This is a genomic window from Bradyrhizobium sp. 134 (assembly GCF_023074155.1).
GTDB lineage: Bacteria > Pseudomonadota > Alphaproteobacteria > Rhizobiales > Xanthobacteraceae > Bradyrhizobium.
This window is the reverse complement of the sequence record NZ_JADPKX010000074.1, coordinates 1-21,675: the sequence shown is the minus strand read 5'-3', so window position 1 is coordinate 21,675 and position 21,675 is coordinate 1. Positions and strand designations below refer to the sequence as shown.

12 protein-coding genes and 2 pseudogenes are annotated in these 21,675 nt (G+C 58.3%); 8 read left to right on the top strand and 6 right to left on the bottom strand.

Features of this window, described 5'->3' with window-relative positions:
- The first annotated feature begins 239 nt into the window (after positions 1-239).
- From IVA75_RS30325 to IVA75_RS40380, 7 genes and pseudogenes are all read left to right on the top strand, one after another.
- Positions 240-878 (top strand): hypothetical protein, encoded by a 639-nt coding sequence (locus IVA75_RS30325; protein WP_247288273.1) that lies wholly within the window; start codon positions 240-242, stop codon positions 876-878.
- Between the two features lie 184 nt (positions 879-1,062).
- On the top strand, positions 1,063-2,517 hold the full coding sequence (locus tag IVA75_RS30320) for a DUF1254 domain-containing protein (protein WP_247288318.1): 1,455 nt from the start codon (positions 1,063-1,065) through the stop codon (positions 2,515-2,517).
- 77 nt (positions 2,518-2,594) lie between these two features.
- Positions 2,595-4,030, top strand: a pseudogene (locus IVA75_RS30315) (DUF1254 domain-containing protein).
- Between the two features lie 57 nt (positions 4,031-4,087).
- Positions 4,088-5,497, top strand: coding sequence for a DUF1254 domain-containing protein (locus IVA75_RS30310; RefSeq protein WP_247288274.1), 1,410 nt, complete (start codon positions 4,088-4,090; stop codon positions 5,495-5,497).
- A 91-nt stretch (positions 5,498-5,588) separates the two neighbouring features.
- The gene (locus IVA75_RS30305; RefSeq protein ID WP_247288277.1) at positions 5,589-5,828 is read left to right on the top strand and encodes a hypothetical protein; all 240 of its coding nucleotides are present in this window, start codon (positions 5,589-5,591) and stop codon (positions 5,826-5,828) included.
- A 45-nt stretch (positions 5,829-5,873) separates the two neighbouring features.
- Positions 5,874-6,245, top strand: a complete 372-nt coding sequence (locus IVA75_RS30300; RefSeq protein WP_247288279.1) for a hypothetical protein — start codon at positions 5,874-5,876, stop codon at positions 6,243-6,245.
- 318 nt (positions 6,246-6,563) lie between these two features.
- On the top strand, positions 6,564-7,040 hold the full coding sequence (locus tag IVA75_RS40380; protein ID WP_346658447.1) for a hypothetical protein: 477 nt from the start codon (positions 6,564-6,566) through the stop codon (positions 7,038-7,040).
- 182 nt (positions 7,041-7,222) lie between these two features.
- Here IVA75_RS40380 and IVA75_RS30290 read toward each other — a convergent pair whose 3' ends face one another.
- The 3 genes from IVA75_RS30290 to IVA75_RS30280 form a co-directional block, all read right to left on the bottom strand.
- On the bottom strand, positions 7,223-8,644 hold the full coding sequence (locus IVA75_RS30290) for an adenylate/guanylate cyclase domain-containing protein (protein WP_247288280.1): 1,422 nt from the start codon (positions 8,642-8,644) through the stop codon (positions 7,223-7,225).
- A gap of 1,778 nt (positions 8,645-10,422) precedes the next feature.
- Positions 10,423-13,182, bottom strand: coding sequence for a S8 family serine peptidase (locus tag IVA75_RS30285; protein WP_247288282.1), 2,760 nt, complete (start codon positions 13,180-13,182; stop codon positions 10,423-10,425).
- A gap of 515 nt (positions 13,183-13,697) precedes the next feature.
- Positions 13,698-17,063, bottom strand: coding sequence for an AAA family ATPase (locus IVA75_RS30280; RefSeq protein WP_247288284.1), 3,366 nt, complete (start codon positions 17,061-17,063; stop codon positions 13,698-13,700).
- Between the two features lie 355 nt (positions 17,064-17,418).
- Between IVA75_RS30280 and IVA75_RS30275 the strand changes: the two are divergent.
- Positions 17,419-17,772, top strand: a pseudogene (locus IVA75_RS30275) (esterase); the annotation flags it as partial.
- Positions 17,773-18,024: 252 nt separating this feature from the next.
- Here the strand turns inward: IVA75_RS30275 and IVA75_RS30270 are convergent.
- The 3 genes from IVA75_RS30270 to IVA75_RS30260 form a co-directional block, all read right to left on the bottom strand.
- Positions 18,025-20,067 carry a hypothetical protein gene (locus tag IVA75_RS30270; RefSeq protein ID WP_247288286.1) on the bottom strand — a complete coding sequence of 681 codons (2,043 nt, stop codon included), beginning with the start codon at positions 20,065-20,067 and terminating at the stop codon, positions 18,025-18,027.
- Between the two features lie 732 nt (positions 20,068-20,799).
- A complete protein-coding gene (locus IVA75_RS30265; RefSeq protein WP_247288287.1) occupies positions 20,800-21,243 on the bottom strand; it encodes a DUF4399 domain-containing protein in 444 nt (147 codons plus the stop codon).
- A gap of 17 nt (positions 21,244-21,260) precedes the next feature.
- Positions 21,261-21,675 (bottom strand): SUMF1/EgtB/PvdO family nonheme iron enzyme (locus IVA75_RS30260; RefSeq protein ID WP_247288289.1); only part of this gene is annotated, 415 nt, incomplete at its 5' end.

Here is a 21,675-nt window from a genome sequence, read left to right as displayed (position 1 = left end):
GTAGTTGATGCATCACATCATAATCGCCGCTCAACGTTAAGCTCTACGAGCCCCTAAATTACGGCGCCTCGTATTCGAGTCCTGCAGACGCATTTTGGCGTTTAATGCAGCCTATGTTGCATGTTCTTTGAACGCGACCTCCCGCGCCCGCGCGAGAGTGTTTCCGGACAGACCGAAGTTCTACAAAGAAAAAGGAATTCGGCGTCATGCGCACTAATGGATTGAATCGGATTTTTGGAATGCTGGCTGTGTCCGCTATGTTGTGCGGTCCCCAAGCAGCGCTCGCTCAGAACGCTGCAGCGCCGCCCTCCCTGAAAACAATCGGTACTCCATCTGCTTCGGCCAAACCCGAGATCGTGCCCTCGCTATTCGTGCTCAACTCGCGCGGTGCGACGTTGAAGGGCGACACGCTCACCGTGACCGGCGTAGCACCCAGCTCGATCATTTTCGCCGATCGACCGGTACGCTCCGCGGGTCACCAGCCCACCGCCGACGTAATCGCCGAGTGGGGATCGGGCGAGGACAGTTTTGCCAAAAATCCGCCGAACGCGACCTTGTCCGTGTTCAGCAAGGATGGTTCGGTGAAGGACGCTGTCGTCGTGCTGAAAACTCCGAAGCTCGAAGGCGACAGGCTCACATTCAACGTTCAGACCCTGGAGGGAGATATCGCCGACGCCGACGGTGGAGCTGCCCTTTTCATCGACATTATCGGCCGGCCATTCACGCCGATGTCGTTTGCAGGCGTCGCGCGCCGTTCGGCGTTTCGCGGCGCCATGTATGCCGGCGCGGTAGGCGCGGCGGCGTACGGAGCGGCTGCTTACTACCACCCATACGCCCGCCCGGCCTGCGGCTATTACCCCTATCCCCCCTGTTATTGAAAACGGGAAAGACACAGGGGTGCTTGCCACGCCGGCTGGCCAAAGGCCGCGAAGGCACGATGCCCATGAGCTAACCAACGAAAACTTCCGGCCAACCATCAGGTGTGGCGGGAAGAGTCTTGGACAAAGGGAATTGAACGAAGCCGTCAATCATAAATCAACGATTCAGAAAAGGAGGCTCAACATGTTCCGAGGATTCCTGCCGCTAGCGTTGTCTCTTTGGCTTGGCGCCGCGACAGCGCCCGTAGCGCTGGCCCAGTCGGCAGCGCCCATCACCGAACAGGAGGCGCACGCAATCGCGGTAGATGCCTATGTTTATTTTTACTCCATCATGTCGATGGACGTTTCCCGCAAGCAATTCACTAACGGCATGGGGGATTTCAAAGGGCCGATGAACACGTTCGTCAATGTGGGTGAATACCCTCCGGCGGATTTCAAAGGCGTGGTGCGCTCCAACTTCGATACGCTGTATTCCGCTTCATGGCTGGACATGACCAAGGAGCCAGTCGTCATCTCGGCACCAGATACCAATGGCCGATACTACCTGCTGCCAATGCTCGACATGTGGACCGACGTCTTCGCGTCCCCGGGCTGGCGCACGACGGGCACTAGGGCCGGGACGTTCCTGGTGGCACCCGCGAACTGGAGGCCGGATCTACGCGAGAAGTTTGCAGAGGAGTTCAAGCTCCCAAAGGACACTCAACGCATCGACGCGCCAACCCCCTATGTCTGGCTGATCGGCCGGACGAAGACCGACGGCCCGTCGGATTATGATGCGGTTCACAAGATCCAAGCCGGCTACAAGGTCACGCTTCTTTCCGAGTATGGCAAAATACCAAAGCCCGCCGAATTCAAGCCAGACTCAAGCATCGACATGAAGACACCGCCAAAGACTCAGGTCGATACGATGTCGGCGGGCGTGTATTTCGCTAATGCTGCCGAGTTGCTCAAGCTGCATCCGCCTCATGTCACGGACGAGCCGATCCTCGCGCAGATGAAGAAGATCGGCATTGAGCCTGGAAAAAGCTTCGACATCGGCAAGCTCGATCCAATCCTGCAGCGAGCGCTCGAAACCGCACCGCAGGACGCGCAAAAACTGATGGCCTGGAAGCTGCCGACGCTGGCACGCGTTGTCAACGGATGGGCGATGAACACCGACACGGTGGGCGTATATGGAAACTATTACCTGAAGCGCGCCATTCTCGCGCAGCAGGGTCTCGGCGCGAACGTGGTTGAGGATGCTATCTATCCGCTCAATCTCGCGGACGATGGCGGCAAGCCGCTTGATGGCGCAAACAAATACATGGTCACCTTCGAGAAGGGCGCCACGCCGCCTGTCAATGCGTTCTGGTCCATCACGCTCTACGACCATGATGGTTTCCAGGTCGGCAATACGCTGAACCGTTTTGCCGTCAGCAGCTGGATGCCGTTCAAGTACAACGCAGATGGATCGCTCGACCTCTATTTCCAGAACGCGAGTCCCGGCAAGGACCTCGAAGCCAATTGGCTTCCGGCGCCGAAGGGTGCTTTCAATCTGACGATGCGGCTGTACGCTCCGAAGTCGGAAGCACTGACCGGCAAGTGGAATCCGCCCCCGGTCGTGAAGTCGCAAACAACGGTAAGCATTTCGGCCCAATGAAGTGACAGAACGGCGGGCGCTTCGGCGCAGGCTACTGACCGCGTGAAGAACAACATTCCCACACAGGAGCTGACATCATGTTGACGAAACGCGAGCTTCTTCGTTCCGCGGCGTTTGCCGCGATGACAGTGACGACGATGCCCGCCCCAGCGGGCGCGCAGGCGAAGGCAGAATGGCCTGACATCCGCGAGGCAAAGGCCATCGCCGAGGAAGGCTTCATCTACGGGCTTCCGATCGTAATGAACTACGTGGTTATGTACGAGTATTCCGTCGACAAGAACTCGGGGCAGTACAAGGCGCCTTTCAATCAAATCAACAACGAGGCGCGCGTCTTCACCTACAAGGACACTGCTGTCATTACTCCCAACAGCGACACGCCATATTCAATTCTTTGGCTCGACCTGCGCGCCGAACCAATCGTTCTTTCCGTGCCGGCAGTGGAAAAGAATCGCTATTTTTCCGTGATGCTGTGCGACGGGAACACTTTCAACTACGGATATATCGGTAGCCGCGCGACCGGCAGTGATCCCGGAGATTATTTGGTTGTTGGGCCCGACTGGCAGGGCGCCACGCCGCCCGGCATCAAGAAGGTCTTTCAATCCTCAACGCAATTTTCAGCCGTTGCCTATCGCACACAGCTCTTTGACGCCAACGATATGCCGCATGTCGAGAAGGTCCAGGCCGGCTACAAGTCGCAACCCCTGTCGACTTATCTCAAGCAGCCTTCACCTCCTGCGGCTCCTGCCATCGACTTTCCGAAGCTAATGCGGAACTGGCGAAGAAGAACTTTTTCGAATATCTCGACTTCGCGCTGCAATTCGCGCCCCCCGGACCGGAGGAAAAGGAAATCCGCGCCAAGCTCGCCCGCATCGGGGTCGGCGCCGGCAAAACCTTCAGTTTCAAGGATCTTCCGCTGACACACAAAATTGAAGTCGGGCTAGGGATGAAGGACGGCGAGGAGAAGGTTGAAAAGTATCTTGCCAGCGGACAGAAGGACGTCAATGGCTGGAAAATCGGATCGCTGTTCGGCGACCGGCAGTTTTACAGCGGCGACTGGCTGAAGCGCGCCGCGGCCGCCAAGGGCGGCATCTATGGCAACGACGCGGTCGAAGCCGTCTATCCGATGGCGAAGACGCTTGCCAATGGCGAGATCCTCGACGGCTCCAAGCACGAATATACGCTCACCTTCCCCGCGGGACAATCCCCTCCAGTGAACGCGTTCTGGTCGGTGACGATGTACGACGGCAAGAGCCAGTTGCTAATTGAAAATCCGATCGACCGGTACCTGATCAATTCGCCGATGCTGCCGGCCATGAAAACGAACCCGGACGGTTCGTTGACGCTGTACATCCAGAATAAATCGCCGGGTGCCGATAAGGAAGCCAACTGGTTGCCGGCGCCAAACGGACCGATCTATCTGGTGATGCGGCTTTACTGGCCAAAGGCCGAAGCGCCGTCGATCCTGCCGCCGGGCACCGGCAGCTGGCAGCCGCCCAGTATTAAGAAGGCTTGATAGATCCGTTACGGAAGTCAGGCACGTTCGTCACAAATGAAATGAAAGATCCTGCTAATGAAACCCATCACACGAAGAAGTTTTGTCGGCGGGGTTGCTGTGCTCCCGGCCCTTCATTTCTCGGCAGCCCACGCCCAAGCTGGCCTCGGTCCGGCGGAAGCCCGTGCCATCGCCAAGGAGGCCTATATCTATGGCTTCCCAATCGTGGACAATTACCGCGTCCAGCACGCATACTGGGTTGATAAGACCACGCCGGAATACAAGGGGCCTTGGAACCAAATATGGAACAGCGCGCGCGTTTTCACGCCCGCCGACACGGCGATCCAGACGCCCAACTCGGACACGCCTTATTCGTTCGCCGGCGCAGACCTACGTTCCGAGCCAATTGTGCTCACCGTGCCAGCAATGGAAAAGGAGCGCTATTTCAGCGTCCAGCTTATTGACTACTACACGTTCAACTTCGACTACATCGGCACGCGCACGACCGGCAACGAGGGCGGCAGCTTCCTGCTCGCTGGGCCCGACTGGAAAGGCGAAACGCCCAAGGGTATCAAGAAGGTGTTTCACTGCGAGACCGAACTGGCGTTCCCGACGTTTCGAACGCAGCTCTTCGATCCGGCCGATATCGACAACGTCAAAAAGGTCCAGGCCGGCTACAAAGTACAGCCGCTCTCGGCGTTTCTCGGCGAGCCCGCACCCGAGGCCGCCCCGCCCATCGATTTCATCAAGCCACTGACACCAGCGGAAGAGAAGACCTCCCCGCAGTTCTTCAATATCCTAAGCTTCGTGCTGCAATTCTGCCCAACAGTCCCGTCCGAGACGGCGCTGATGGAGCGTTTCGCCAAACTGGGCATTGGCGCGGGCAAACTGTTCGCTGCCAACAAGCTCTCGCCCGAGGTGAAAACAGCTGTTGAGCAAGGCATGGCCGACGCTTGGGTCGCCTTCGCCGGCCTCAAGAAAGATTTTGAGGAGGGGAGACTGTCTTCGGGCGACGTGTTCGGTTCTCGGCAGTATTTGAAGGACAATTACCTCTACCGCATGGGTGCCGCCGTGCTTGGCATTTATGGGAATTCCAAGCAGGAAGCGATGTATCCGGCGTATTATGTGGATGCAGCGAAGCAAAGGCTGGACGGTGCCAATCGCTACAGCTTGCGGTTTGCCCCAGACCAGTTGCCACCCGTAAACGCGTTCTGGTCGCTGACCATGTATGATGAGCCGCAGAGCCTGCTCGTCGCCAATCCGCTCAATCGTTATCTTATCAATTCACCGATGCTGCCGCAGCTGAAGCGCGATGCCGACGGCGGGGTGACGCTGATCATTCAGAATGAATCCCCCGGCAAGGACAAGGAAGCCAACTGGCTGCCCGCGCCAAAGGGGCCTTTCTCCATGATCATGCGCCTCTACTGGCCGAAAGAAGCGGCCACCGAGGGCAAATGGAAGCAACCGCCACTGCAGCGCGCGACTTAGGTGATGCATGCTACAACGCGCAGGCCGATCTCGTTCTCCTGGACCGACCTGCACGTACGGCAGAGCAGTGCCATCGAAGGAGGCCGTCAAAATGACAAAGGTGTTTCTGCTCACCATTTTTTGCGGCTGCGAGGTGGTGTTCGCCACGGCCGCCTTCGGCGAAACAGCGCGCACGAAGGTCGTGTCGGCCGCCCGGTCTGGTCAGCCTGCACCTCGGGTGGATAGCTGCAGGAGCACTTTCGCCTGCAGGCAGGACTTGTTTGATCGTGACAATAGGAACAACCTGCGCTTCGACTGGCCCAGTCCTCCGGCTCAAGCAGGCCAGTTCTAACGCGATACTCTGGTTGCAATTAAGTTTAGTGCTTGGAGAACCAAGATGAAGATAGCAACATTATCTGCAGCGCTCCTCGGAGGGCATTTTTTTGTTACGCCCGTCTCGGATCGCGTCCCGGAACTGAAGGCAGAGGCGCTGTGCAGAGCCACTACCGCTGACGACAAGGCCATGGGGCTCGCCTTGGCGCAGAGCTTTACCGACTGCATGCGCGATGAGTCGGCCGCACAAAAGCAGCTCAGCACGGCTTGGGCCACTGCATCGGGGCCCCTTCGCGATAGGTGCGAAGGTGAAGCCACAATCGTGGAGCAGAGCTATGTCGATCTTCTTACCTGCATCCAAATGGCAGATTGGCTGAAATCGCCGTCAACTGCGATACGGTTGAGGGGAGCAAGTAAGGATCGAAATTCCCAGTGATCCGCTCGAGAACGGGCTGCGTTGTTCGAGCGCGCCTTGGCGGGAGCTTTCAGCCGCAATGAACTACCGGGGTCGATAGCTCGATTTCTCGGCGACGACACTCTACAAGTGCAGGCTGGGCGTGACGCAGGCAGCAGCCGGCAATAGAGGGATTTCCTCCGACCTAGCAAACTGTAGTCGGCACGTTGAGCAGGGACCTGTCGAATTGCACGGAGGCGGCAGGTACTTCATCGGAGAACAATTGCTCGTGGGCAGGAAATCTGATCCTATTCTTGCGATGAAGCTTCCTAGCCAACAATTTGAATCAAGGAGACAATGATGCGCTCGATCCTCCTCGCCGCGCTCGGCATTACCGCCTTATCCGCAACCATGGTTATCGAGACACCTAAGGCAAATGCTGTTGTCTATTGTGCAGCCGGTGTCTACCGCGCCGGCTGCGTCGTCCGACCTGTTGGCGGGGCCGTTGTCGCACCAGTAGTCGGTGTGCGAGGTGTTGCACGGCGGACCACCCGTCGTGTCGTCCGGCGATCCGACATGATGCTCAAGCACGACATCTTCCTTATCGGCCACCTCCAAAATGGCATTGGCTTCTATCGCTTCGCTTACAACGGCAGCAACAAAGCCTATGTCGGTGTGATGGCGCAGGAAGTGCAAACAATTATCCCCGCCGCGGTGCTGCGCGGCAGCGACGGCTACCTGCGAGTCTCTTACGACATGCTCGACGTGAAGTTCCAGACCTACGACCAGTGGCCGCTGCTTCCGTGTGCGGCTCCTGGAGCGAGCCTAGTCACTTAAAGGCCGACTTCTTCCATCACATTGGAATCCGGACGATCGTGCGGCTTGGGAACGCAGACACGCTGATGCCTGCTGGCGTCGTCCCCCCGGGATATACAGGAAAGCACTGCAGCAGCGCGAAATTGGCGCGTAACCCGGCAGCCGACAATCGGTCTGGCGCTGCGCAGGACGCGCGCGGTCGTTTATCTCTGCGCCGGAGGAATTTTGATCCGATGTATTTCCATCTTCTGGCCGATGCCCTTCAAGTTTTGGTAGTCGCGTGACGCCGGATATCCTTTGAGGATGTCACTGACTCCGGGAGCCTCCATCACCGCTTCTGTCAGGCAAATTTCGTTGACACCAGCCAGACTTTGCACGCGGGCGGCGATATTCACGTCCTGTCCGAAGTAGTCGATCCGGTCATTGAGCCTTACGGCTATGGCCCTGCCTCTGTGCACCCCGACCTTTAGGCCGAGCGGTCGCGATGCGGTTTGGTTGAATCGCGACAGCTCCTCGATCATCTCGACGGATGCAAGAACGGCGTCCTGTGAATGCTCGAAGCCAGCCATGACTGCATCACCGATCGTCTTCACGATCGTACCAGATCGCTTCCTAATGATCGTATTCAAGATGTCGAAATGCTGACGAACGAGAAAGTAGGCGTTCACATCGCCAATGCTTTCGTACAGCGGAGTCGATTCCTTTAGATCAGTAAACAGATAGGTGATGTCGGAGACTGCCAGACTATCGCGCTCGTCCACCAGTTGGGTCTTGTAGAGTTCGCCGAAGCAGGGCGTGAGCAACAATCGCTTACCGGAAAGAAAGGGCTCATACTCGACCAGATGGGGCTGGAACTGGGAAGGGTACTGCAGAAACCAGAAGCGGCCTCGATCCTTAGTGCGGTTCTCAATGTGGATGGTGTGTTTGCCTGGGCTAAGATCGGCCGTCTGTCGAAACGCAAAGCGTCCGTCGCCAAGGATCATGTTTCTCGGCGCAGTGGGTCGATCCGCAACTACGAACCGGCCCGATTCGAGCTGGACCAGCGTTTCCTGGCGTTCCGCCGGTTCACCGTTCGCGAAGAAAACCAGAAGAAGCTTATGGTTGAGATCGAGCACCTCGAAACGGCCGGCTGTTACGTCGAATTCGAAGTTCAACCGCTGACCCGCCTCGATATCGGCAAATCCCCGCGAGAGTGCCGCAACGAGTTGCTCGTGTGTCATTCCGTGCGGGGGCTTGAAGTCCTTGGAGAAGTTGTAACGCAGATAGTAGTCCTGGACGGACAGCATGTCCGGATGACGATATATGATGTCGCGAACCGAACTCGAGACGGTAAAGGTGACCTGGATGTAGTCGTCAAGGGCCGCCTCATTGAGGGCGTTGCAGAATTCGCATTGGAAACGTGGATGAACCTGGTCTAGCTCACGAAAAGTGCCTGCGACCTGCGGGCAATAGGCGCAGATGAGCAGCCACTGCATCTCGAATAGGCCAACCTTCGCGGCGTGCACAAACAGCTCGATTCCTTCGGCTTCACTTAGGCGGTTGGCAGTCGCGTATTGGATAGGATTGACGCGAAAGAGATCATAGTCGCCGGAGGCGTGAATAAAACTTTCGAGATCCGGAAGCATCCGCGGCGCCCAGGTCGCTGCCGACCCGAGCTCTAGGAGGCGCTGATTCAGGAGGCCTTCGTTGACTGGTGATGACCCTTGCATATCAGTATGATACCTCGCTCCATGCCGGCAATACTGGTTGGTCGGCCATTCGATTAGCCACACGACGATCGACGCGGACGCTCTTTTGCCCAATTGTTTTAGCCGAACCGAGCCGGATAAGAAAAGTCAGCTCTATTGGCCTGTATCAGTCGGCAGCGCGACACTTTGATCGAATAGGCAATCGTCCAGCATGTCCCTGAGAGCGGTGCAGCGCGGTTCTGGAATTGAAGTCTAGAGCGGGCCGTCGGCGCTACGCTATGAAATAAGCTCAAGGCCCGGGCAGATGCACCTCCCGCCCATTTCCGTCAACGTTGATCGCCATATGAGCTAGATAGTCATTAGCTTAGCTCGGAGGGTCATGCGTCAATGGGTCAAATAAAGCCATTTGAAGGACGCGGATGAAAAGCGTGACGCTCTTGGCCTTGGCATCGTGTCTGCTGGCGTCTGGTTGCTGGGCAGCGCCAGAGGCCGGACCTTAGTCGCTCCCCCGCCTTCGCTTGCTCCGCCCTCTCCTGAACAGGAGCCGGCGCCTCCGGCCACCCCTAAGAACGCTTGGCCGACAACGGCGGCGGGCCAAAGTGTCGCCGCTACGAGCGCCCGCCAAAAATTTGGGGCCTTCGGCAAAGACCAATGGCGGGCCGTCATCGCGGACGGACGCTCTCCTGCCGGCAGCGTCGGACAAGGCTCTGTCTACACCAGTGATCGGTGCGCCTTCGTCGGTCCTCAGCCCAGCCGTGGACTACGATGGCTTTAGCGTCGGCACGGTTCGACGATATTGACATGTCGGGGTATGCGGCGCGAAGACATGAAGTCTCGCGCAGCAAGAGGTTCCAAGCCCAATTCGAGGGCGGATAGCATCGTGGCTCAGCACCTGGTCGAACAAGAAGATGAGGCATTGAAACGCAAGCTTACGATCTGCCGCGGCTGCAAGTAGGCAGTCGGCAATGACGGCAGGCGCTGTTGATCCATAGCAAGCGCATTTTGATTCTCGCGCAGGCCTATTGTCGGATGAAGACCTTGGCATGTGGAGGTTGCGGAGCAACGTAAAACCGTGCCTCACAGGCGAGGCACTCCAAGTGCTCCGCAATGTCAACCCGCAATCCAGATGACATTCTTCTGGACCAGCAATCCGGGCATTCTCTCTTGTTCAATGCGTCAAGAGTAACTGCGTCAGTCATTTCGAGCTCGTGGAAACTGGCTGCATCAGACACCGAAAGAGCGACCGATGTGCTTCGCCATCACGATGGCAACATCCGTATAGCGGCCGTTTGACCAGAACTGATCGCAAATCAGCAAAAAGAATAGCGCAATAAGCGAAATCAGAATTCCCTTGCACATAGCGGACTTGTCCCTTGATGAGACTGCCAACCGAGCAGGTATGAACTGAGAGAGACGATATGCTTCTGAAGTCGCTGCTGCGACGATCTGCAATGGTTATAGGCTGGCAAGAAGCCGTTACTAATCCGTTAACTGACCGATCCGACCAATCTCTGCCGAAGATTGGCCTCCGGTCCGAAGCTGCTGATCCCGAATGTCCGCTATTCGATGGTTATCGTATCGAACCTCCGCGTGCTCTCCTTGGCGCCAACAACTATACATTCTTGAGTCGGCCGACCGTGAACTCTGAACTAAGAGCAAAGTGTGAATGTCTCAGGCGACTTGGTCAAACTAGGATACAGTTCGCCCCGGGGTCCTCAAGGTGTAACAGTCACGCTCTTGAAGACGGTGCCGCCATTGTTGGACCGGCCGCTGAAGCGGACGGTCTGCGGACCTCGCGAGGTGGCACTGAATTTCCAGATGGCAGAGCGCGTATCAGCCTCCGTTACCGTGCCAAGTGTGAGGCTGGCCGCATTTGGAAAATCCATCGCCACCCCATCCTCGCGAGTGGTCGAGACCCCGAGCAGGCTTAGACCGCTAGACGCTGCCGCCGCTGATACCTGAACCCCATATGCCTCGTAACTCGGGTTGGAAATGGTTGTCTTGATTGTGAAGGTCGAGCCGATCGAGGGGGACGTTGTGCTCGGAGTAGCCGTCATCGAAATCGCAGGCGTTGGATCGCCGCGAATGATCTTAGCAGCAATTGCCACCGGCAAGCCAAATGACGGAGCTCTCCAGTTGATTGCTTTGAGCCGAAGAACGCCAGGAGGCGGATTGTCGATGATAAGATATTCGACGTTGTCGATGTTAGACTGCGAGGCCCAGGCACCACATTGTCCAACCGCATCCGGCGTGCAACTCGCGCCGGGATCGGCCCACAGGTCAACATCGTATGTCACTGCCTGTGACGCTCCTGCGCTCGCTTCGGGCTCGTCCCAAGTAAGCACGGCGACGACCCGCTTGGTACCCCGAGGCACGTTGATGTCGAAGAAGCCCCAGGATTTGTCGGTGATTGTCATCCACGCCCAATGGCCGCTCCAGCCGTTGGGGTCGAGCCGCGCCCAGTGCGATTGATAATCGGAGACCCGTCCTAGCCCGAAATCATTGCGACCGCCGCCCGTGTTGTTCGCCGGACTGACCTCGTCCGAATGCAGCGTAGCCGACGCCATGAGATGGGCGCGCAGCAGGTGCGGTCGATCTCTGAAATCAGGATAGTGCTCCAGCAACGTCGCCGCGATGCCACTGACATGTGGCGTCGCCATACTGCATCCGCTCTTATCCACATAGCCATCCGTCGTTCCCGCCTGCGCGGAGGTAACGACAGCGCCCGTTGCAACGAGGTCTGGCTTCATCCGATTATCGCCGGTCGGGCCGCGGCTGCTTGTGCCGGACAGTTCGCCAACTAAGCTCGATCCCGAGTCCTGCACGTTTCCGACCGTAAGCGCATTCTTGGCCACACCGGGAGACCAGATCGATTGCGCGCCCGGGCCGTTGTTGCCGGAGCACACGATGTAGGCCTGGCGTGTTTCCCAGACGCGAGCGTCGAGCTTGCGCGATTCGGAATCGGTCCCAGTCTGTCCCGATCCGCTCGCGCCACCGCTCAGATTGATGACCGAGGGGCGTGGCGCGTCGCAGCTGGTCGCGTCCGCCATGTAGTCGATCGCGTCCCGCAGCCAAGAGTTTTGTCCAGTGTTGGTCGATTTCCAGATCTTTCCAACACGGATGCGCTCACGCGAACCGACCGCAGTTGCGACGCCGCGGAACCGCGCTTTCGCAGTGCCAGTTCCGGAAATGGTTGCGAGGACGTGAGTTCCGTGGCCATTCTGATCATTCCAAACGCCCGCGGTGTCGCTCGTGAAATTGATCCCGCAACCGTTTTTGTTGAGGTCTTGGTGCATGGTTGCGGCCGCGCTTCCCAACATGGCGCCGGTGTCGAGTAAGCCCAATACAGTTCCCGCACCGAGGAAGCCGGACGCACGGATGTAATCGACACCATTCGTAGCCATGCTCTGATCGTGTCCGCCGCCGCTCCGGCGCTCGATTTCGATGAACAGGATAAAGTCCAAACCGGAAAGAATGCGAATCTGTTCGGGTGTCGCGAGAGCCTCATAGCTCCGCAACACCGGGTCGTAGCGACCTACCTCCGTGCCCGTAGCTTGGACCCGTTCAGCGAACGCAGCTTTGGAATCGGTTTCGAACAGGCTGATGATAATCGGGAATCGAGCCACCTCGGCGCCGAGGCGCTCGATGGCAAATTTCAGCTCCGGCGCTAATTTTTGGTCGGGTGAGGGGTAAGCGAGTGATCTAAACCCGGGCAATCTGGCAATACCCTCCAACGCCTGTGCTTGCAGGGGGACGCGGACCTTGAGTGCTGTCCCATGCAGCCCAAGCGATGCGACCCCGAATTCGCTCATCAGCGCGCGCTCCGTGGCCGCGTCCGGCAGCGATTCCATCAGCAGAAAGGCATAGGTCTCGGTCCGCTCCCCTGCGGCTAAATCCGATCGTATGCGCGGGTCGATCCCGGTGGCCGGCGTCGTCGTCCCTCCCGAGAACCCAAGCCGATAAGCCTCAAACGGCCGGACATCCGACGCGCCGCGCGAAGGATAGTCGGCTGGAGGCTTTGGGCGATCCTTTGCCGCCGACAGCGGCCTGTTGGGTGCCTCCGTTTGGACTGTTGTCGCCTCGGTGCTCCGATGCGGAAGTGCATCGCGCGGCGGCTTGCGATCGACAGGGAGAACCAACCGATCCGCCCCCGATTCGTCAGACTTCGTCGGCCCGAAGCCGCGACGTTTGATGCCATCCGCGCTGATGGCATTAGGTGGCCCGATGTCAGCCTGGCGCAGTTCGAAATTGTTGACCCCGTCCTGGACGGCTTCGAGCGAGATGGGGTCACCCTCGTTGTCCGGATTGATGTGCACAGCGCTATTCTGGCCGGCTGACGCGCCTTCCGCGGGAGCAACGGTCTGTGCAGACGCAAGCGCGAGAGGCGCAGCAACCAATAAGGTTGCAACGAGTAATCTCAACGGCACTGAACGACAGGAATAAGCGAAATGCTTGGGTAAGAAGGTTTCGTTCATTGGCTTCCTCCAAATGAACTTTCTTACGACGCTACTTTGATCCACTCCTGAATTGTCGGACTGCACACAAGCCAGCAGGATCAAATTTGCCTTCACCGCCCAATATCGTGACGCGGTCGCCCGACCGTTTGCGTTGAGCATCCTAGCAAATCAATAAATGAACTCTAACAGGACAAGTAGGGATTACGCAGTGATTTAGTTCACAAGGCTGCTAGTTCGATTCAAAAAAGACAGGCTCGTGACCAAATCGGCCTATCGTTCCATAACCACGCATACGCGAACGGGACGGCAGGCCAGCACCGCCGTGGGCCCAGGTCGCCTAAAAGAGGAGCGCCCGATACTGCGGCACTGCCGCCCTTCAAAGGGTCTTGGTAGTGGCGGCACAAGCCTGGATGGCATCGTCGGGTCGTGTCTCAGTCAGGTGTCGGTTTGCGCGAGCGCAGGAGTCCTCTAATTGTCTATGAATGCTTCGAAGCGAGTTGATGTCCGGACGAGCCCCTCCACCGCAATCGCCTTTAGTGCGTCAACTCAGCGAGTAAAGCTTTCGCCTGTTTCAAATCAAGTGTATCGAAGCCTTCAGTGAACCACTCATAGACCGGAGCGAGAAGTTCTTGCGCCTCATCCGATCTCCCTTCCTCGCGCCATAGCCGTGCGATGCTCATTGCTGCGCGCAGCTCCCAAGACTTTGCCTGCTGCGCCCGGGCAACAGCCAACGCACGGTCGAAGAAGCCTTGTGCTTCTGTGGCATCCCCATCCGCTGACATCATTTCTATTTCTCCGGCTGTTCGATGGATCTCGGATGCGGACCAAGTTTCTTTCGTCGCTTCCATTGTGGTCAGTGCTTCAGCAATGCTGTGCCGGGCTTCATCAAAGCGGCCCAGCTCCGCGTAGGCCCTCGCTAAAGTCGATAAATACCATGGTGTCCATACAGTTGTTCCAGTGGCCCGTAGTGCGGAGATTCCGGCGGTGCTTATGTGAACCGCATCCAAGGCGTTGTCGTTTGCGGCAAGAAGGCAGCCATGCACCGACATTCCGAAAGCTCCCCAGTATGGGACTCCGCTTTCGTCCGTCATGATGGCGAGTTCGTCTAGCTCTGCGGCTGCCTGCACATAATTTCTGCATAGTACATGAACCGTCGATGCCATATGCAGCGCAAACATTAAAGTTGCAGCGTGGCGGATTTGGCGCGCCTCTGTGAGCCCACGGGTTAAGGCAGCATTTGCGGCGTCAGGACAGCCAAGACACCAGAGCGCTTGCGCTTGATAGAACAAACTTGAGATCGCGGGATCGACGCTAAAACGCGGCGCCAGCTGACGATGCTCTGCAGGAACGTGCAAAGAGATAGCGCGATCCAGATTCGCGCATCCCTCCTTTATGTGCCCTGTAAACAATAAGGCCATACCCATGATACGGTGACCGATCATGAGCGGCGCAGACTCTCCTCGGCGTTCAGCAAGGGTCAGGAACTCCGCCGCGAGTTCATACACCAGATCACCATCAAACGCGACGAAATGGGCGATCCAAGATCCGTATAGGACTGAAAACAACAGGAGTGGGTCTTCTAATGGTTCGCCAAGCACTTCAGCTTCTTCTATGAGCAGGCGTGCTCGCTCCACCGCTGTCCTGGCTTCCGGAGCGGCGTGTCCCTTTATGTGCATGAGTGGGTTTATGAGCGCGATCTGTAGATTGATCCGCTCGCGGCGTGTTGCTGTCGTGAAGGGTAGATGCGCAAGCTGGTCGAGAGCTCGCGTAAAGTGCTTGGCGGCTTCGACCAGCGCCGATCGCTCCAAGGACCGGAAGCCCGCCTTTCCGCGCCACTCCACCGCTTGCTGAGTAAGACCCGCTTGTGTGAAGTGATGCGCCAGCACTTCGGGTTCGGACAACGCAGTTTCGGGGAGGCAGTCGCACAAGATTTCGGTCACCCGACGATGCAGAACTTGCCGCCGGCTCTTGAGAAGATTTTCGTACGCCGCATCTTGAATAAGCGCGTGTTTGAAGCGATAGTCGGAGTCGGGCGGGAGACCCTGAACGAGCAATATGTCAGCTTCTGCAAGCCGCTCCAGCGCGGCCTGCAGCGCTGTATCGTCCATCCCAGTGAGCATACGAAGAAGATCGTAAGAGAAGCCGCGTCCAATCACCGAGCCGATCTGCGCCACTTCGCGGGCCGGGCCGAGTCGGTCAAGTCGCGCCATAAGCGATTGTTGCAGCGATGGCGGGATCACATGGGCGTCATCTTTCCCACCCCGATCCAACAAAAGCCTCGTCACTTCCTCAACGAAAAGCGGCACGCCACCGGTGCGCGCTACTACGTCGTCCACTACTTTGGGCGGCAGAGCATGGCGCGCCGAAAGCTCAGTCACCATGTTACGAGCCTGAGCTCGATCAAGCGGTACCAGCGAGATCGTGCTGTGATGTGAACGCACCCCCCAGGGTAGCTGTAATTCGGGTCTGGTTGTTCCGACGACGAAAAGAGGTGCAAGCGCGCCACGCTCGGCCAGTCCTTTTAACACGTCGAGCGTCGTGGGGTCAGCCCAGTGCAAGTCCTCTACCACGAGCACCACGGGCTGCGACTTAGCCCCTGCGATCACCCAGCTCGTGAGTGCCGCCAATTGTGCACGTCGCAATTCGTCCGGCGTCAACACCGCTTCACGCTCCTTTGGCAAGGGAACATCCACGAGCGGGGCGAGCAAAGGGACGTTTTTGGCTGGATCGAGGTGGACCATCTTCAACGTATTTTCGAGGTCGTGCAATCGGCGGTCAGCGGCGATCTCTGAACCCCCGAACCGCTGGCGACCCCATTCATTGATTGGATGCAGCGCGGTATTTTGCAGGAGCTGCGAGCAATTCCACTCGACCCAGGAATGCGGCGTTTCGCGCAAGTGCGCGTGCATCTCCTGGATCAGTCGCGATTTGCCGAGACCCGGCTCGCCGACAATCAAGGCGAGCTGTCCATCGCCATGCCGCGCACGATCCCAACGCCGCATTAGCGCAGCGAGTTCTTCGTCGCGTCCAATAAGCGGCGTCAGCTGGCGCTGTCCTGCACGTCGTCCGCCGCCGCTCGCCCTCACCAGCCGGTACAGCGTCTGCGGTTCGGCTATGCCTTTCAAGTTGTAATTCCCGAGCTCTTCCGCGACAAAGAGGCCCGCGACCTGTCGCTGCACTCGAGATGTAACCAATACCGAACCCGGCTCGGCGAGCGCCTGCACTCGCGCAGCTATATTGGGCGCATCTCCGTAGATCTCGCCGGCGGTTTCGACAACGACTGGGCCTGCCTCTAAGCCAATGCGGGCTCTTAGCACGGGCATGCCCGCGTCCGTGATCTTGCGATTCAACTCGATAAGCGCCGCATGAATAGCGAGCGCCGCGCGGGCCGCGCGTTCAGTGTCGTTCTCCCGCGCAACCGGAAAGCCGAATAGCGCCATCAGCCCGTCACCCAGCTTCCTGGCCACCCGGCCGCCCATCTCTGTCACCGCGATGGTCGCGGCATCGAGATAAGCATTCACGAGATCGCGCCATTCCTCGGCATCGAGCCGAGACGCAATGTTGGTCGAATCTACTAGATCGCAAAACATAACTGTCAGGTAGCGGCGTTCGCCGGCTGCTTGCGAGGTCGGCGGGAGTAGCAGAGCGACTGCCGCGGGGATAGGGGGCGGCTCCGACCCTGTAGCTGTGCCCATAGCAGGCGCACCTGCGGCGACATTGCTGCTTAACTCACCAATTGCTGCGAGCAGCTTGCGCCGATGCCCAAGCAGAACACCCATTTTCTTAAGATCTTGGTCAGTCAGGTGCCGTAGCACCGAGATATCGATGCCGTTCTTGCGAAAGCATTCGGCGTACTCGGATAGACCGAGCTTATTGAGCCAATCCGCAAGCTGCTGCATCAGCGGCCACCACGAGATTGATGCTATCGGATCTGGACCGGAAAAGCAAAAATCACCCCGCGCAACAATAAAAGCCGGCGCGGGAAGAAAGCTCTCACCGGGTTGCCTAGTCGCTTGTTCGGGACGCTCCAGGGAAGGCCAGTATGCTGCGCGACACAGTTTGTGATTTCTACCCGGCCGAGCCCGGCATCCTGCCTTCAAGAGCGCTAACGCATTCCTAGCACGTTTTCGAAGGCGAAGGGAGTCGATTGCAAGCGCGGGTTGGAAGCCGCAGTACTGGCAACAATGGTGGTGTGTTTTATGATCGAATGCTGCGGCTTTCTAAGCACTACCGTCTATTGACCTATGCGCAGCAGTCCGGAGAGCTGGCGCCTCGATTCCCACCATCGTCTTCCATGGCGATCGCGATACCACCGTGCATCCGAGCAATGCTGAACTGATTCTCCGTGGGCCGGGCGAAGCTGCAGCAAGCCCGAGGACGAAAACTCTTCGCGGGCGAGTACCTGAGGGACATGCGTATACCCGCACCGTCCTCACCGATGAAGGTGGCTTGGGCACGTCCGAGCACTGGAGCGTCCACGGGGCCGGCCATGCCTGGTCTGGAGGCAGTCCTGCCGGGTCCTACACCGATCCCCGCGGGCCGGACGCGACCAGGGAGATGCTGCGTTTCTTCCTCGAGCATTACTGGCCAGGGGCTGAATACGCTTGAACAGAGTCTCTTCGCTCTGGGCTCTTTTGCGAGAAGCATTGCAAGTAGAGCCCTTCGAGTCCGTCGCGGTCATGAAGGGTTCAAGGCGTGAAACGCGCCCCGGAACAACGCGGCGTTCGGAGCTCTTGCAGGCTGCACAAGGTAACATGATCATCACGGTCGGGCGAGGCGTTACGCCTCGCCCGTGTGATCGGTACAATTAGCCGCGCAGTTCGAGAGCTTGTCCACTGCTGAGTGGCGGCACCTCGCGATCTAGGCCGGATAAAATCCATCACCGTATCCACAGACCTGCACCGGACGGAATCCTCGCCGGGACAGATCGTCGAAGGCTTGTTGATATGCCGCGCCATCGAGACCGTGCCGTGCTTGCCATTCGCCCGGCTGGTCCTTGTGCCAAATTGCAGCGTAGCGAGCGATCCCTGTGTCACTGTACCCGCTCACAGAAACCAGACGGAAACCTGCGGCGTTCTGGTCATCAAAAGCCTTTTGGTATTCACTCGCCGTCAACCCGTGCCGACCAATCCATTCGAGGCCAGGGCGCCGTTCCCAGATCGCTGCGAAGCGTACATCAACATTGACCCGGAAACCGCAAACTTGCACGGGCGCGAAGCCGTCGGCGGCCATCTGGTCGAAGGTCTGCTGGTATTGGCTCCGCGACATCCCGTGCCGCGCTTGCCAATCAGAAGATGTCCGCTGTTCCCAGATCGCGGCGTACCGGGCCTGTCCATTCTCGGCGTAACCGCTGACGCAAACGAGTTGGTAGCCTTTTGCCACGAGATCATCGAATGTCGATTGGTACTGGTCGTTAGTCAGGCCGTGGCGCGCCTGCCATGCGGGGCCATCGCGCAGTTGCCAGACAGCATTGAGCCGGGAGCCCGTCCCCTCGCTGTATCCGCATACATTGGTCAGCCGGTACCCTTCTCTGACCAGCAAATCAAAAATCGATTGATGGGCCTCTGGGGTGATCCCGTGCCGTGCTTGCCATGCCGATCCGTCACCCTTGTCGAACAGAGCTGCGAAGCGTGTGTTGAAGCGGGAGAGTGCGGCGGACTCTTGTCCGGCCTGCCCAGCCGCGTTGTAGATGTCGGAAAAGTTCAGGTCGGCGTCGATCTGCCAGCCGCTCAGTGTTCCAATGGGAACTGGGGCGGTTGTCGGCGCAATGAACATACGCAGATGAGCGCCCCCGTTTAGAAATAGTCCGTTCACGTCGTGAGGCCCATCGCTCAAGTACGCCGTCCCAAGCTTCGTCGGCGTCCCCGGATTGGCAAAATCCTCAGACCTCCGCAGGATAAGCCGAAACGAGGAGTTCCCCACGTTTGCATGCCAGTTGCCAAGCCAACAAGCCTCGCTCTGCACAAACGTTGGATCGACGACGTCCGTGATGTACCAGCCCGAATTAATCTGCCAGTTCGGATCGTTGTTGTAGGCGATCTCGATGAATTTGCCTTCGCCCCAGTGGTTCTTAGCGAAGAACACCTGCCGATTGCGATCGAAGCCGATCAGCAAAAGCACGTGACCTCCGATGTTCGGGGTCTTGTGGAAGACATCGCAGATTACTTCGCGGTCCGCGAGGATGGTATTCTCCAGCGCGGTGATGCTCGGGTTGTTGCCAAGAGACCCCCAACCCGCCGCTCTGTAGCGAGCGTTCACCCGCGCCAGGAGCGGAATGTGTTGTTCACAAAATTCAACGGCGTCGTAGTCCTCTTGGCTCGCCACTGCTTCCACGCCGGCAAATCCCAGCACGGGCAAGATGTCCAACAGTGTCTGTTGGGTTTGCAAGTATGGCGCCGCGTCCTCTGGAGGCGCGGCGTTCTCTGAGATCTTCTTCGCGATATCGCCACTGCCTTGGAAACCGGTCAGCGAGGAGTTGTTCTCTACCGGACGCGCTGCCGCCCCCGCGCTGTCTCGGTTCAAAGCAAACGCTTTGCCCATATGGAAGATGTATTCTTCGGACACATCGATGAGCAGACCATACTTGCGTCGATATGCTGCCTCCAACGCCGCGGCGCCCGCAAAAGCCCAGCACGTACCGCGGTCATTCTGGAGCTTGAATCCAGATTGCCATTGCGCCAACGAATAGACGCCGCTGACGGGCTCCCGGAGCGCTCGGCGTCCAAGCACATCCACGCGTCCAAACTTCGTGGAGACTCGCAAGCCTTCGGCCAACGCCTTAGCGTAGGCATGTTTGTCCAAAACCGGTGACGGAGTGACCCTGACGTGCTTCGGTTTTGCGGTCGAGTGCGGGTCATAATGTTCTCTAAGAAGCGCTGCTGTCTCGGATGAATAGTGAAGCATGATACCTCCGACGGTGTTGTCGATGTGGTCGTTTCATCTATCCTTTGTCCCCCAAAGTTGAATACGCCCGCACGCGCGGAGCGCGTGTGAACTCGCTCACATCGGCAAATGAATATACGAGTTGGTTTGCACCTAGAGATTGGCGCTTGGCCGATTGTCATTAGTGCTGCCCAAGCCTGGTTTCAGCGAGCGTCTCGGATCTAAATCGATAAGTCCGCTGGAAAGCGTGGATGCTCCAGGTCGATCAGCTTCTGCGGACACTTGGCCAAGAGCGCTGTTCTCACGATGAGCACACCGCCGATGACACTGACGTATGCGACAGACCGTTATTTGGGTGGGACGTTTCAAGATCAGGAGTGGGGTTGGTGCGGCTAGTAAGCCGTAGAACGAATCAAGCTTGCTCGCGGTGCCGCTTGGAAAAATGCGTTGATGCGGCGCGCAAAAGCGAAAACCCCGCCTGGGGGAAGCGGGGCTTTCTGGTGGGGGGGGGAAAGCTTAGGGAAGCTTCAATTATAAGACGCTCGCATCGCGAAAAAGGTTCAAAGGTCTAAAAAGCGAACCACGCCAATATCGCAATGATCGGGATGACTGCCAGACCGAAAAGCACCAAGAGGTGCAGGTTCATTGCCAGTCCTGTCGCTCGAAGCTGATATCCGCAAAAATATACGCATCGCAGCAGCGGCGGCCATTGGCGGCAACGGTGGAATGGACACCTTAGACCCTGCTAGCGATTTACTTCGCCGTCGCGGGCTGCCTGACCCGTATGGTGATCTTCTCCGACACGATGGGCGGCTCGAACGGATAGTGCTTGGCATCGCCGAGCACGAGTTGAAGCGTGTGCGTCCCGGGCGGAAGCTCGAGCAGCGTTTCGGTCTGTCCTGCCCCGAAATGCAGATGCGACTTGTCCTGCAGGATCGGCTCCTTGGGATCGACGGGGTCGTTGACGTCGATCAGCAGATGATGGTGGCCGGCGTTCTGGTACTCGTCGCCGGCATGGGTCACTCCCATGTTGCGCAAGCCGAACCGGACCCAGAATCCGCCGCGAACCTTCTGCCCGTCACGCGGGGTGATGAAATAGAGCTTTGCGTCCTTGGGAGCCGTCTTGCCTTGCGAAAAGGCTGCCCCCGGGAGCAATGCCAGCGCCGCCGCCAGCGCGACGCAACGAAGGATCTGCATCAAACCAACTCCTCCACTCAAGGACTGAGAGCCACGCGGAATCCGTGGGTGGGATAACGAACATTGGTGTCGTAGCCGTCGCGGTTGGACGGCCGCACATATCTCGAATCGTTCTTCCAGGAGCCCGAGCGCAGGACGTGAGCGCTGCAGTCGCCGCTGCTCCAGGCCGAGCCGTCGCCGGGCGCGCCCTGATAGGTCTTGTGCCAGCAGTCCTCGACCCACTGATCCACACCGCCGCCCATGTCGTGGAGCCCGAACGGATTTGGCTTGAAGCTGCCGACCTTCGCCGGTTGCTCGGCCGCGAGATCACCGCAATCCTTGCAACCGGCCATACCCGGCTGCAGCTTGTCGCCCCACCAATATTTGGTCTGCGTTCCGCCCCGCGCGGCATATTCCCATTCGGCTTCGCTCGGAAGCCGATAAGTCTTCTTT